Genomic DNA, 14,003 nt, shown 5'->3' on the forward strand with positions numbered 1-14,003 from the left:
TCTGAACCAGGATCAACTATTTGTCCCTTTGGATTAACTCGTAATAATTCTGCATGGGCGCCCAAAAGAAAGTTCATCTAAAATACAGTCTTGTGGGTCATAGCTTTGTTATTCAGCGACGAGCTGCAGGGTAGTGAAGATACTCAGAGGTAAAAGCTAGCTTTTTTACCTCGCATACTATTCACCCAAGCCATCAGGAAAACCACCGGCCTGTGAGACCATTGCGGGTGGGGTACGGCCAAGAACACCTTCAATCCAATTGGCCAGATCAATCATTTTTTGCAGATCAATACCCGTTTCGATACCAGATTCGTCTAGCATATATATAAGATCTTCTGTGCCGATGTTGCCAGTGGCACGCGGGGCAAACGGACAGCCGCCTAAACCCGCGACTGAACTATCCAGTACATCAAATCCTGCTTCATACGCGGCCCAGGCATTTGCAATGCCAGTGTTGCGGGTGTTGTGAAAGTGTGCCCTTAGTGGAATGTCAGGCAGTCGACTGCGTAATTCTTCGCACATTTCCCGAACCCTGAGAGGCGACGCCACCCCGATTGTATCGGCGATTGCAATTTCGCGGGGGGCGACTTCCGCAATTTCTTCGGCCATTGCGATTACAGTTTTTGGGTCAACTCGGCCTTCAAAGGGACAGCCGAAGGATGTGGAAATTGTTACCTGGGCGCTCAGGCCGTTTTCTTTGGCCATTTTGACAATGTCTTTTGAAACATCAATGGATTCACGCATTGTTTGGCCTTGGTTCTTTTCTGCAAAGCTATCGGATGCAATGGCAACGGCGCCTACTTCATCCACACCGCGTTTGTTGCCTTCCCGTGTTTCGAGTGCGCGTAATAATCCCCGTTTGTTTAGTACAAGACCAATATATTCAACATCCTTAATGTCCGGCAGGCCTGCAATCACCGCTTCTGCATCGGCCATCTGCGGAACGCGTTTTGGATGAACGAAACTTGCTACTTCAAGCCGCTTGACGCCTGCCGCGATGGCATCCGTTATCAGCTTGAGTTTCTGTTCCGTCGAAAACAGAGTTTTTTCATTCTGAAGGCCGTCACGTGCTCCGACTTCAACGATTTCAACTTTGCGCATATCTGATCCAGTTAGAAGCAATTAGAAAAATTTATACAATATGTTTTAGTAGTTGTGGCTCCTGACTATATTCGCATTAAAATTTGCGCGATCAAGGCAAGAAATCAAAACTGGTCATATTTGACTGCTAGGGTATCCCGCTTTCCTGTGTTTTGAAGGAAATATTCGCTGCATGGTGGTGATGTTGACTTTTGTAATTGTTTTCGTTGAAGTGGGACGTGGCAGCATGCAGGATATGAAGGTCAATACGGGAGGCATCGTCCATGGGGGAAAAGGTTACCAGAAAATCATTTTCTGATCAGGACTATGAGGACTTTGACAGGGTTCTACACACCCAGCTTGGTGTCCTGAAAGAGGTGATCAGATCGCCTGACTTTGGGACTGATCCTTTGTGTGTCGGTGCGGAGCTGGAAATGTATCTGGTAGACAGGCATGCCACCGTCTGTCCGAAGGCAGCTGAGTTGATGGCGGCCCTTGATGACCCCCAGTATCAGGCAGAGATTAATAAGTATAATCTGGAATTGAATCTGTCACACCAGCCAGCAAAGGGGACCCCCTTTTCAGGTATGCTATCTGAGTTGCAGCAAAAAGCACACCATCTGGATCAAGTGGCAGAGGATATGGATATTACCATTGTGCCGATTGGTATTTTGCCGACGCTGGAACAATCCCATCTTGAACGGCACTATATGACAGAGGAACTGCGCTATGAGGTTCTGTCGAAGCAATTAGCAGACCGCAGAGGCCGTTCTTTTGAAATCAATATCAATGGAGAAGAGTCTGTTGCCTTGTCATCCAATGACGTGACAGTCGAAGGCGCCAATACCAGTTTTCAGGTTCATATGATGGTTGAACATGCTCGTTTTGCAGACATATTTAATGCGGCACAGTTGACAGTGCCGCTGGTGACTGCGGTTTCTGGAAATTCGGGTATTCTGCTGGGGAACAGGCTATGGGACGAAACACGCGTGGCCTTGTTCAAACAATCTCTTGATACCCGTGTGGCTGGCGAAGTGCCCTGGCAGGCAGCGGCGCGTGTGTCGTTTGGTCAGGGCTGGATCAGGGATGATTCCTGGGAAATTTTTGCGGAAACAGTTGCTTTGTTTGAACCCGTACTGCCGATTCTTGGCAAAGAGGATGCAGAACATGCTTGGCGACAAGGCGATTTGCCGCGCTTTGATGAGTTGAAACTGCAAATGGGAACAAGTTGGCCGTGGCACCGTGCGGTGTATTCCCGGCAAGGGCAGGGACATGTCCGAATTGAATTTCGCGCTATCCCTGCGGGACCAACGCCTCTGGACATGATGGCTAATGCTGCTTTTGCTATGGGGCTTGCTGTTGGCATGGCAGATGAAATTAAAGATTTTATAGCCGTGGTACCCTTCCGGTATGCGGAATATAATTTTTACCGGGCAGCGCAGTCTGGGATGGACGCAAAAATTTTATGGCCGTCCGGGCCTTATTGTCGTCCGGTAGAACAGCCTGTGCGCAATGTGCTTGATCAAATGTTTGAGTATGCCAGCAAAGGCCTGCGACAGCTTGAAATTGAAGACGCAGAGATTGATACTTACCTTGGTATCATTGAGAAACGTATCCACGTTGGACAAACAGGCGCGCGCTGGACCAAAAATGGTCACCGGTATCTTGAAAATCTGTACGGCAAAAAGAAAGCGTCAGAAATGGTGACGCATCTGTATTTACAGAACTCGAGAAACGGTAATCCGGTTGCTGAGTGGGAGCCGATCTGGTCATGAGCGGACATATAGTCACCCCGACTTTTCTACAGGACCCATCGCGCCGTGAGTTGGGGGAGACGCCGCTGGATTTTCTGCATTCGGTAACGGGGCCGGTCGTGATTGACGTATCCGGTCGTGACACCAGCCGAACCCGTGTTGTATCAACCCTGATACACGGAAATGAACCGTCAGGTCTGTTCGCAGCACACAGGTGGTTGCTGGAGGGTATAACGCCTGTGACCAACATGCGTTTTATCATCGCATCGGTTGAGGCCGCCTTGATGGAACCATTACTTACGACACGCTTTTTGTATGGGGAGCGCGATTTAAATCGGTGTTTCGGTAGGATAGAGAACGCACAGCATGAAGGTAGGGATGCGCAGCGGGCTTTGTCTATCGCTGAGGCCATCCGGGCAATTAGCCCTGACTGTGTTGTGGACCTGCATAACACGTCCGGTTCCGGTCCTGCGTTTGCGCTGGCTACAGTAAACAGCCAGCATAATAGGTCCTTGGCATCGCTTTTTTGTCGCCGGCTTATTCTTACGGATTTGCGTCTGGGGTCTCTGATGGAGACAGATTTTGGTTGCCCCACAATCACTGTTGAATGTGGCGGCGCCGATGACGCTGAATCACACGAAACGGCATATCTGGGTATTCAGGAACTGGCACAGATTGACCGGTTTCGTGAGGGGCATCACCATACGCTTGTTGACGTTTTACGGCACCCGCTCAGGGTTGAAGTTGAGGAGCAAGTCAGTCTGTCTTATCATTTTGAACGTGATCCGGTGGCAGATATCAGCCTGCGCGCAGACATTGAGCATTGTAATACAGGTATTACGTCCGCGGGCACGCCGCTTGGCTGGTTAAATCGTGGCAGCCTGGACCAATTAAAGCTGGTGGATGAAGCCGGCAATCATGTGGTTAATCGTCTGCTGCGTGTTTCAGGTGGCCAGATATTCACGGTGCAGGATGTAAGAATATTTATGGCAACGACACGTGCAGATATTGCCAAGTCAGATTGTTTGTTTTACGTCGTGCCACTGGATGTCATTGATGGGGCAGCATAAATCCATCAGACAACTAACTTAATGGATCAGGGTGTATCCTGAAATACGCAGGGCGGAAATTCATATGGCTGACATTGTTATTATCGGGGGCGGTCACGCAGCGGCGCAGATTATCACTTCCCTGCGACAGCAAAAGTTTAATGGGTCTGTTGCGCTTGTCAGTGAAGAACCCGTGATACCGTATCAGCGGCCGCCGTTGTCCAAAGGATATTTGTCAGGGGAATTGGCCGCGGAAAGACTGCCTATTTTGCGCGACAAAGTATATGCGGATATGGACGTTGATCTGTATTTGGGTGTGCGCGCCAGCTCGGTAGATGCAGTTGCAAAGACAGTCACACTTGCAGATGGTGTGTGTCTTCCTTATGGCAATTTGATATTGGCTACAGGGGGGCATGCCAGACATCTGCCTGTTCCGGGCGCTGATAAATCCGGCATCCACACAATCCGAACCATTGCTGATGTTGATGCACTGAAGGTTGACCTGCAGAATGCAGAGAATGTTGTTATCGTGGGCGGCGGGTATATCGGACTGGAAGCTGCGGCCATCGCGCGACACTTTGGGAAACAGGTTACCCTTCTGGAAACAGAAGACAGAATCCTTGCTCGTGTGACAGCGCCGCAGGTCTCTGAAATGTACACCCAAATTCACACGGAAGAGGGTGTTACTATCCAGACAGGCCAAACGGTTACAGCTATTGAAGGTGCTGACAGGGCCTCTGCTGTCGTAACGGCGGCGGGGGAGCGGATTGAAGCTGACATAATCATTGTCGGCATTGGGCTGGTCGCCAATACAGATCTTGCAGACACGGCCGGCGTAGAGACGCATCCGGCGGGTATTGTTGTTGATGATACTTGCAGAACATCAGTCGACCATATTTATGCGGTAGGCGACGTAACCTGGCATCACAACCGGTTTTATAACCGCTGGATGCGATTGGAATCCGTTCAAAATGCTGTTGATCAGGCAAAAATCGCCGTTCAGAATATTTTGGGTGTACCGGCAGTATATGACGCATTGCCGTGGTTCTGGTCAGATCAATATGGGTTGAAACTGCAAATGGCAGGCCTGGGCGAGGGCTATGACCAGATAGTTGTGCGCGGTGACCCTGCAACAAGGTCTGCGGCGTTTTTCTATCTTCGAGACGGTAAAATGATTGCAGCTGACTGTGTCAGTCGTGTTCAGGAATTTATGCAGGCAAAGAAGCTGATTTTAGCACAGACATCCGTTGATGCGCTGATGCTGGCAGACGATACACGCCCCTTTAAAGAGATTGTGGCAGAATTGCTGTACTAAATCTTTACAGTGTAACAAACCAAAGTTAATCTTTGTTCACATTTACAAAATGGGGACACTTGATGAGACATATCTTATTAATATTATTTACGTTTATCTGCGTGTCCTGTTCGCAGCCGACCCCCGAACAGTTGGAGGTTTCGCGCTGGCAGGAGCAGGCGAAAAATGTCACAATTATTCGTGATGAATGGGGCATCCCGCATGTGTACGGCAAAACAGACGCTGATGCTGTATTCGGGATGATTTATGCCCAGGCAGAAGATGATTTCAACCGTATTGAGGTGAATTATCTTAATGCTATGGGCCGCCTTGCCGAGGCAGAAGGTGAATCCGAACTATACCGCGATTTGCGGATGAAAATGTTCATAGATCCTGCGGAAATTCAGCAACAATATGAAGAAAGCCCCGAGTGGCTTAAAAAGCTGATGAATGCGTTTGCAGATGGTCTGAACTATTATCTGCATACTCATCCAGAGGTGAAACCGCGGGTTCTGACACGTTTCGAACCGTGGATGGCGCTGACATTCACTGAGGGTAGTATTGGTGGTGATATCGAATCTTTTGTCTCCATGAACCAGCTTGAAAATTTCTACGGCGACAGAATGGAGCAACTGCCACTGGAGACGACTGACCTGACAAAAGAACCGTCCGGGTCCAATGGTTTTGCGATTGCACCGTCCAATAGTGCTACGGGCAATGCTTTGCTACTGATTAATCCGCATACTTCTTTCTACTTCCGGGCAGAACTGCAGATGGCAAGTGAAGAGGGGCTGAACGCATACGGTGCGGTTACCTGGGGTCAGTTCTTTGTCTATCAGGGATTTAATGAAAAAACAGGTTGGATGCACACATCGTCCAAGGCGGATGCGGTAGACTATTATCTTGAAACCGTTTCTGAGAAAGAAGATGGCTATTATTATCTCTATGATGGGGAAGAACGTAAGCTGACAACCAAAGAGATTACTCTGCCTTACAAGACCGATAGCGGCATGGAAGAAAAACAGGTCACCGTTTATTATAGCCACCATGGTCCAATCATTCGTTCTGAAGGCGATAAATGGGTCAGTGTTAAGCTGATGCATGAGCCGATCAAGGCGCTGACGCAGTCTTACACACGCACCAAGGCTACTGGCTATAAAAGCTTTGCCGAGACAATGGACATCCTGACCAACTCATCAAATAATACTGTTTATGCAGATGCTGAGGGTAACATTGCGTACTGGCACGGTAACTTTATACCACGCCGCGACCCTTCTTATGATTGGCGTAAGCCGGTTGACGGCAGCACGTCTGCAACAGAGTGGCAGGGCCTGCATCCGGTGTCAGAGCATATTACGCTTCTGAACCCGTCCAATGGTTGGCTGATGAACACTAATAACTGGCCATTTTCTGCGGCCGGTGAAAACAGCCCGAAGCGTGCCGATTATCCGCTTTATATGTCTAACAACACAGAAAACCCACGCGGTATTCATGCGATCAAGGTGCTGGAAGGTAAAACTGATTTCACCATTGAAAGCCTGCGCGAGGCTGCGTACGACAGTTATCTGACTGCGTTTGATACACTGTTGCCGGCACTATTTGATGCTTACGATGCAACTGGTGATGATGATCCCTTCAAAGAAGACCTGAAAGCACCTGTTGAAGCCCTGCGCGGCTGGGACAAGCGGTACAGTGTTGATAGTGTGCCGACTTCTGTTGCTATCTTCTGGGGGCAGGAGTTGATGCGTGAAGTGATGCAGAAAGCACGCGATGCGGAAGCTGATATCTATGAGTATATGGCAGGTGAAACAACACCAGAACAGCGTGTTTTTGCACTTCTTCGGGCTGTTAAGAAACTGGAGAAAGATTTCGGTACATGGCAAACGCCGTGGGGTGATATCAACCGCTTCCAGCGTTTAACAGGCGATATCGTACAGCCATTCGATGATAGCCAGCCAAGCTATCCTGTTGCATTCCCGTCTGCTCGTTGGGGCTCGTTGGCTGCATATGGTCAGCGGACATTCAATGGCACCAAGAAAATCTACGGTACACGGGGTAACAGCTTTGTGGCGATCGTGGAATTTGGCGATAAGGTTCGGGCCAAGGCGATTACGGCCGGCGGCCAGTCTGGCGATCCTCAAAGTCCACACTTCTATGATCAGGCCGAGCTTTACAGCAAAGGCTTACTGCGGGATGTACATTATTACCGTGCAGATGTGGAAGCCAATGCCAAGCGGACATATTCGCCAGGTCAGTAACGACTGCGGTCGATTGACTATACATAAAAAGACAAGAGCCTCGACCAAACCGGTCGGGGTTTTTACCTTTCTGCGAGGTTAAATGTTTGCGCCTAAACGAAATGTGCATTGCATCTTATGGCTCCACTACCGAAAGTGCAGGTGAACATCGCAAGATTAAGAGGGCGTATGCACGAACTATCCTACACGATTACCGAAGATCTGTGGATCTATCCGGCAAAGGCGGCGTGGCACTTTGTTACAGTCCCCGAAGATATATCAGCCGAGATTAAATTCTTCACCAGTGGTCAGCGCAGAGGGTGGAACTCTGTGCGCGTTGACGTTCAGGTTGGAGATACTCAGTGGCAAACATCTATATTCCGTTCGGCAAAAGATGCGACATATTTACTGCCTGTAAAAGCGGAGGTCAGAAAGAGAGAAAAACTGACCGCAGGGGATAAGGTAACCGTCGATATCAGGGTGATAGAGACATAAAAAAGCAGCCACTAATATGCTTTCGTGACTGCTTTTTAGGGGTATTTAGTTTTGCCGGTTATGCGCCGACTTTTGCCTGTTGTTTTTTGCGGCGCCGCTTCAACGCAGGGGTTATATACCGGCGCCACGCAAGGGCAACGCCCGTCCACACCAATATAGTTGCAAACAGGGAAACTAGACCGGCAATCGTCTGTCCAATTATGCCAAGTGCCTCGCCCGTATGAAGGTACCGGATATATATTCTGGCCTGCCGGCCAGCGGTGTTAGTTTCAAAAGGTGCCCATGCTTTTACCGCCCCTGAGGAACGGTCAAACGTAAGCGTACCACGTTTAGTGGGCTCTCCCCCTGTGCCAGTGTCGATGGTGAAACGTACCTCGGTGTCTTCTGGTTTTGGGACTGTCAGGGTAATGCGGTTCCAGTCGGACTGGTGATTTTTAGCCTGCGAGAGCAAGGTTGATAGTGATACGGCACCGGGCAGGGGTACAGGGGTTTGTTCCTGATCTTTTGCCGCAGAGCCGGATCGTGCGCCACGCACTGGAGGCTCCTCTCCAGCAAGTGTGTACACCAGATCATTCGCCCAGGAATAATAGAAAACTGTAGCCGTGGCTGTGATCGCAATCAGCGGGATCACAGACCAGATGCCCATTACATGATGCCAAATGAAATCACGGGCACGCGCGTTGGAGGTTTTCTGAAAGAACAGCACTTTTTTGATAATCGGCCATTTGAAAACACGCGGCACCCAAAGATAAATACCTGAAACAACGATGAACAGGAACATTAGGTTGGCGGCCCCCGTGACCATACGTGCTGTGCCGCGTGCTTCGCCTTCAAGTGCGAACCAGCGGTGCAGGCCAGTGACGGTGCTAAAGAAAGATTTCAGACCCGTGGGGCCCGCTCCCAAGCTTTCCCCTGAGGGGGCAAGATAGGTTTGCTCCCGTCTGCCTGCTGCGGCGATAACTGGACGGGTCGGGTCTTTGTCAAATGTTAGGCTGGTAACTGGCTTGCCAAGGACAGTCGCGGCATTTTCAGCAAGTAATTCCGGTGGCGCCAGACTTGAAGCAGTATCTGTTTCATTCTGCAGCTGTTCTATAGATGGCTCTGCCCAGCGGATCATCTGGCGTTCATATGTCAGAAGAACACCCGTTGCTGACATCAGAAGAATAACAATACCAGCGGTTACGCCACAAATCAGATGTGGCCAATAGAGAAGTTTCCTAAACGGCATAAAGCAAGTCCTTGGGTAAACGTGTCATAGTCCGGCCCATGATACGCGTTGGTGGGCCAAATCCCTTTCACCGGATACCGCAGTTACCAGCAAAAAGAACTTGACCTTAAAGCATGGTCGAAACTGTAGGGTCAATCCACTACTGCGCGAAATATGCATAGAGCCAGTTAGCGCAGAGCATAAAACCCCGCTGTCATGGTGGACGAGGATATAAGATAGAAGGAGAGACACAGTGATTACAATGGTGACAGGCCACAGCGCAAAGCCGGGCATGCTTGAGGCATATGTTGAATTTCTTGAACAAAAGAAACTAAATTTTGTTCGGTCCCTACCCAAAGTTTCCAGATATCAGGTGTACCGGACTGAAAGACGGTTTGACCCCAGTGGCATGCTGCCCGAAGATAAGCGTTTCGATATTGTTGCCATCATTGATTATGACGGATCGGAAACGGAACTGGAGATGCTTTTCATGAGTGATGCATGGGTAGCATTCATGGAGGAATATATGTTTATGCTGGAAGAGGATGCGCCCCTGTATATTGCATCGGCCCTTGCCGATTGCTCAGGCTAGGTTTGGGGTGGTTGTTATGTCGTTGAAGTTTGCCCCGCCGGGATATAAATGCAGTAAACGAGATTACTGACTTCCCCGGCGGCAAACTGAACCACATTAGCATGATCCGTGATTGTGAACTGCCGGACTTTGTGGCGTTGATGGGGATGTGCCGGATGCGGCACTATAAGCGGTGCAGCTTTCAGTAGTTTCCAGTCGTGGTCCCAAATGTTCAGGCCGCCAATACGGCAATCATCACCTTCAAACCCAATCCAGTGGAACGTCCATTGGCCGGAACGAACTTCCGGGGATAGTTCAGTCACATTAGGGGGCATGGTGTTTGTATCCCTTTATTCGGCATAGGCCTTGAATTGAATTTTCAGGATACAATATGTGTGCGCTATTTGTCACTGTAGGTCAGACAGTATGTTAGTCGATACTGCCTGACTGTTCACGCTGTGGCTTTAAAATATCCAGCCTGCTGTCACCAGTACAGCCTTGCTATTCCCCGGACGGTTGCCCGGGTTATGCTGGTACAGAAGATTACCAGATACCTTGAAGGCACTTGATGTGTCCGTCAGCGTATAGAGAAGTTCATAATTGGTTTCTCTGTGGGCTGGGGATAATCGTTCCGTTACCGTTTCAAAGGTCAGGGTTCTGCTGATGAAATCCTGTCCTGTTGGCAGGTCTGCGGTCAGGGTGCCCCCTGTCACGGCAAGTGGTCGGGAAACAGCTACGGAGAGCGTATCAAAACTGCTCCAGAGATTTGATTTAGTTAGACGGGCACTGTAGGCATCAGACCTTATACGCGACATATCCGTGATAAAGCCGTCCGAGGGCACAGAAAGGTCGGATAGCCCGATTTGGTAACTCGCTGTGACGGACCAATCGGTGCCGAAATCCAGTTTGGATGTCAGGCTGCTGAAGATTGTCTGTGCTGTCTTGCCGGGTGTGAACGCCCCCGTGGACACAGTACCAAGAAAACTGTCTTTTTCACGCATGGTGCCAAGCGCCAGACGCAGTACAGTATTATTCGTGTGCCATGCTGCGTTGGCTTCTATGCTGTGTGCGGCTGCATTGGCTCTCAGTGGCTCCATATCCGTGCTGATTGTCTCGGGCAAGGGGGTAAGGAGGCGGCTGGCACTGTCCCAATCATCCTGATACCTATTATTGTTGCTGTGAACAGAGGTAGTAAGGCCGTATGAAAAGTTTTCTTGGTGCTGGAACTGAAACCCAAAACCCCGGGCCGTATCATACAGCGAGAAAAAGCTATTCTGGTACGGGCTCATGCCGCTCAGACTTTGGCTTGTTTGTGTGTCTCTGAACATGGTCAGATTTTGACCGCCCCAGCCAGAGAATGCCAGAATCTCCGTTGAGGTATTAACGGCCTGCCGGAAGGACACGGAAACATTGCGGGCACTGCCTGCGGCAGGGTTGTCCCACAAGTATGGCCGCCCAATCAAGTCATGCTTACCCCACTGCGGCATCCTATAGGAGAAAGATAACGCACTGTCCTGTCCCAGTCGCAGGCTGGTCCAGCCTGCTTGCTGGATACCGTTCAGGCGCGACTGGATGTTGATACTGCTTGATTGTGAGGATATCTGCCGTGTCATGTTAACGCCGTATGCCCGTTTGTAGGCATCAAGAACCAAAACACGGGATATGCTATCCATTTTTTCAAACGCGTCACCGAAAGCAGGGGATGCCAGCATCATGGCATCGGCGGGTTGAACGACTTGTCCCTTTATATTGGCGGATGCCACGGCGCCGGTCGGCTGTAGGGCAGCATTCAGGTCAATCATCCCAAATCCATAAATATCATCTGTGCCGGTTGCTCCCAGGTCTCTGGCGCTATCAAACAGGATTTCTGCAATTTCCCTGGCGGTCAGGGTCGGGAATGCTTCCATTAATAAGGCAGCAGCACCGGCCACATGTGGTGCCGCGAAGGATGTACCGTTTGATGTGCCGCCCCAGTCTGGTCTGCCTTCCCCAACCCCGCGTGAGGGAAGGGTGGTATACACCTGACTTGGTGCGACCAGAAAATAGTCTTGTGCATAACCAGCCTTATTGGACCGGTCGAAAATAACCTGATTTCGATCGACAGATCCGACAACAATAACGGAGTTTTTATTTTCTTCACTCAGGCCGAGTTTAGAAATGAAAGCGGTTGGTGCACTGCCAAATTCATTTCCCGAAGGAATGACGATTAACATGCCTGCATCAATTGCGCGCTGAAACGCATCACGTATGGGGGTGATCAAGTCACTATCTACGAAAAAGCTTGGATCTATCTGATGGTCTGTGCCTGCATACTGGTTGGCTGTATCATCCCAGAATGACCACTCTACAAGCAGAACACGGGCGTTATTCGCAATAGCATGATCAATTGCGGCAGGCGTTGCGGGTAGATTAATTTCCTTGCCGCCCCAGTCAGCAACACCTGGCAAGTCCATCCGAAGCGCCAAAATCTGAGCCTCTGGCGCGACACCGTGCATGCCTTGATCATTACGACTGGCGGCCACAATACCGGCTGTCATGGTCCCGTGAATAAGTCCAGTGACAATGTATGGATATTGCTCCGTGTCATAGACGGTGTCATCAAACAGAGCGCCGTCATTGCCGCCAAAGTCCTTGCTGGCCGGGTGAATATTGTCAATTAGATCAGGGTGTTGATCATCTACACCACTGTCCAACAGTGCTACGGTTATGCCGTTACCTGTCAGACCTGCATCGTAGGCGGATAACGCGTTTATTTCCGCCAGACCCGGATTAGCACGATATTCGGCAGTGTTATACTCCGGTGGCGGAGGAGGTGGCGGAGGAGGTGGCGGCGGCGGTGGCGGCTTACCAGACCCGCCACTACATGCCGCGAGCATATGTGATGCTATCACCATATTCAGAAGGTGACGTTTTTTCCGAAATATGGTTTTTTTCCGCTTATTACTTGTTGCCACCAAATGACCTCCCCCGTTTGACCCTCGCTGTTGTGTTGGCCAGAGTGACAAGTTGGCCAACAATCATGGAATAAGAGTAGGTTTTGTTGGAAATTTTCGACCGAAAACAGGTAATTGGACCTTTTTTAGGCGGAAGCACTAAACGGAAGTGGGAATTACATAGATGTCTACGTGGCTTCTTTAAACTGTCGCCGAAATTCGCTGGGGGGCATGCCTGTATATAGTTTGAATGATTCGTTAAATGTAGACTTTGTGCCAAACCCTGACGCAATGGCTATGTCATATATTGAAAGGTCCTGACACGTTTTATTTGTCAGTAATTCCTGTGCATGGCCGACACGTTTCTTCCTCAGAAATGCACGAAACCCATCATTGGTGCACCGATTGACGGCGTTGGATAATTCCCGCGGGGTGACCGCTATCTGATGGGCTAGGGTTTCAAGGTTTACTGTTGCGTCCAGATAAGGCTTTTCAGTTCCGAATATATTTTCAAGGCGGGAGAAGACCTCCCGGTCAAAATCGCTGGGTTTGGGGGATGTGCTCTGCTCAGATTGGGAGCTTTGTAAATACGTATCAGGTGTGACAAGGGCCCACCATACGAATGTCAGAGTAACGCAGCTGTATATTATTGCCTGAATGAGCATGCCTACACCGTCTGGCAGTATCCGGTATTGCAGATACGCTTGCAGAAAGTTGAACATGCTCCAAAGACCGACCCAAACAGCCATTATCAGAATTAACAGAAACCAGATATGTGCTTTGCCGCGAATAAATAAGGCGCGATTGGCTTGAAAGTCCCTTATGGCATATATCCCGTACGCTAATCCCCATAAGGGGGCTGCTATGACGGGAATAAGAACGATGTCACCACTTGCTGTAAGGCGCCATATCAGGGCAATCACAATGGGAATGATATGTGGCCAGGGAAGAAAACCTCTGTCCCCCGTTATATGCGACCGAACAAGCCACCAGACAACAGGCCCTTTGATGAACAATATGGTCATTATCAGGGGGCCGCGAACGGTATCGAGAATGGGGATTCCGGTGAAGACAATATTGCTTAGAAAGAGAACAATAAACACAGACATCAAAGATCTGGGCGCGTTGAATTTTAGACAAAACCCAATCATCAGCAAGGACAATATTGAACTGATACTGACAAGTACCACGGATATCTGAGACACGTCTGCTATCTACCCCTATGGCTAATTTCTATATCTAATCCTTTTTGGAAGGCTAAAGCCGCGCCCCTCATTTGACCAGTATAACCTTGGTTGGGTTTCTGGTTTATCTAAATATAAAAAGAGCAGCGAGAAAAGTCTTTGGGCCAATTCCTCCTAGATAAGCTGAATGTGAAACGCA

General features: G+C 49.6%; 11 protein-coding genes. 6 read left to right on the top strand and 5 right to left on the bottom strand.

Annotated elements, in window-relative coordinates:
• Positions 1–177: 177 nt before the first annotated feature.
• Complete coding sequence (locus IE181_RS08975) at positions 178–1,101, bottom strand: hydroxymethylglutaryl-CoA lyase (RefSeq protein WP_191252138.1); 924 nt, start codon at positions 1,099–1,101, stop codon at positions 178–180.
• A gap of 263 nt (positions 1,102–1,364) precedes the next feature.
• On the opposite strand from IE181_RS08975, the gene IE181_RS08980 reads away from it, so the two are divergent.
• From IE181_RS08980 to IE181_RS09000, 5 genes are all read left to right on the top strand, one after another.
• Positions 1,365–2,855, top strand: a complete 1,491-nt coding sequence (locus IE181_RS08980; protein ID WP_191252140.1) for a glutamate-cysteine ligase family protein — start codon at positions 1,365–1,367, stop codon at positions 2,853–2,855.
• Entirely contained in the window at positions 2,852–3,904 is a 1,053-nt protein-coding gene (locus IE181_RS08985; RefSeq protein ID WP_191252142.1) for a M14 family metallopeptidase, read from the top strand. The genes IE181_RS08980 and IE181_RS08985 overlap by 4 nt, the downstream gene beginning before the upstream one ends.
• A 64-nt stretch (positions 3,905–3,968) precedes the next feature.
• Complete coding sequence (locus IE181_RS08990; RefSeq protein WP_191252144.1) at positions 3,969–5,198, top strand: NAD(P)/FAD-dependent oxidoreductase; 1,230 nt, start codon at positions 3,969–3,971, stop codon at positions 5,196–5,198.
• Between the two features lie 62 nt (positions 5,199–5,260).
• The gene (locus tag IE181_RS08995) at positions 5,261–7,435 is read left to right on the top strand and encodes an acylase (protein WP_191252146.1); all 2,175 of its coding nucleotides are present in this window, start codon (positions 5,261–5,263) and stop codon (positions 7,433–7,435) included.
• A gap of 168 nt (positions 7,436–7,603) precedes the next feature.
• Complete coding sequence (locus IE181_RS09000) at positions 7,604–7,909, top strand: DUF1905 domain-containing protein (RefSeq protein WP_191252148.1); 306 nt, start codon at positions 7,604–7,606, stop codon at positions 7,907–7,909.
• A 58-nt stretch (positions 7,910–7,967) separates the two neighbouring features.
• On the opposite strand, the gene IE181_RS09005 is transcribed toward IE181_RS09000, so the two are convergent.
• Positions 7,968–9,137: a PepSY-associated TM helix domain-containing protein gene (locus IE181_RS09005; protein WP_191252150.1), complete on the bottom strand. Its 1,170-nt coding sequence runs from the start codon at positions 9,135–9,137 to the stop codon at positions 7,968–7,970.
• Positions 9,138–9,369: 232 nt separating this feature from the next.
• Here IE181_RS09005 and IE181_RS09010 point away from each other — a divergent pair, with 232 nt between their 5' ends.
• Positions 9,370–9,708, top strand: coding sequence for a hypothetical protein (locus IE181_RS09010; RefSeq protein WP_191252152.1), 339 nt, complete (start codon positions 9,370–9,372; stop codon positions 9,706–9,708).
• Positions 9,709–9,722: 14 nt separating this feature from the next.
• On the opposite strand, the gene IE181_RS09015 is transcribed toward IE181_RS09010, so the two are convergent.
• The 3 genes from IE181_RS09015 to IE181_RS09025 all read right to left on the bottom strand — a co-directional run bounded on the left by IE181_RS09015 (position 9,723) and on the right by IE181_RS09025 (position 13,825).
• Positions 9,723–10,022 (bottom strand): hypothetical protein, encoded by a 300-nt coding sequence (locus tag IE181_RS09015; RefSeq protein WP_191252154.1) that lies wholly within the window; start codon positions 10,020–10,022, stop codon positions 9,723–9,725.
• A gap of 129 nt (positions 10,023–10,151) precedes the next feature.
• Positions 10,152–12,641, bottom strand: coding sequence for a S8 family peptidase (locus IE181_RS09020; protein ID WP_191252156.1), 2,490 nt, complete (start codon positions 12,639–12,641; stop codon positions 10,152–10,154).
• 167 nt (positions 12,642–12,808) lie between these two features.
• Positions 12,809–13,825, bottom strand: a complete 1,017-nt coding sequence (locus tag IE181_RS09025; protein WP_191252158.1) for an AraC family transcriptional regulator — start codon at positions 13,823–13,825, stop codon at positions 12,809–12,811.
• Between the last annotated feature and the right edge of the window lie 178 nt (positions 13,826–14,003).

Origin of the sequence: Kordiimonas sediminis (assembly GCF_014656395.1) — a bacterium.
GTDB lineage: Bacteria > Pseudomonadota > Alphaproteobacteria > Sphingomonadales > Kordiimonadaceae > Kordiimonas_A > Kordiimonas_A sediminis.

Coding starts and splice junctions, on each gene's coding strand:
- IE181_RS08975 (WP_191252138.1), bottom strand. CDS start 1,101: ATGCGCAAAGTTGAAATCGTTGAAGTCGGAGCACGTGACGGCCTTCAG.
- IE181_RS08980 (WP_191252140.1), top strand. CDS start 1,365: ATGGGGGAAAAGGTTACCAGAAAATCATTTTCTGATCAGGACTATGAG.
- IE181_RS08985 (WP_191252142.1), top strand. CDS start 2,852: ATGAGCGGACATATAGTCACCCCGACTTTTCTACAGGACCCATCGCGC.
- IE181_RS08990 (WP_191252144.1), top strand. CDS start 3,969: ATGGCTGACATTGTTATTATCGGGGGCGGTCACGCAGCGGCGCAGATT.
- IE181_RS08995 (WP_191252146.1), top strand. CDS start 5,261: ATGAGACATATCTTATTAATATTATTTACGTTTATCTGCGTGTCCTGT.
- IE181_RS09000 (WP_191252148.1), top strand. CDS start 7,604: ATGCACGAACTATCCTACACGATTACCGAAGATCTGTGGATCTATCCG.
- IE181_RS09005 (WP_191252150.1), bottom strand. CDS start 9,137: ATGCCGTTTAGGAAACTTCTCTATTGGCCACATCTGATTTGTGGCGTA.
- IE181_RS09015 (WP_191252154.1), bottom strand. CDS start 10,022: ATGCCCCCTAATGTGACTGAACTATCCCCGGAAGTTCGTTCCGGCCAA.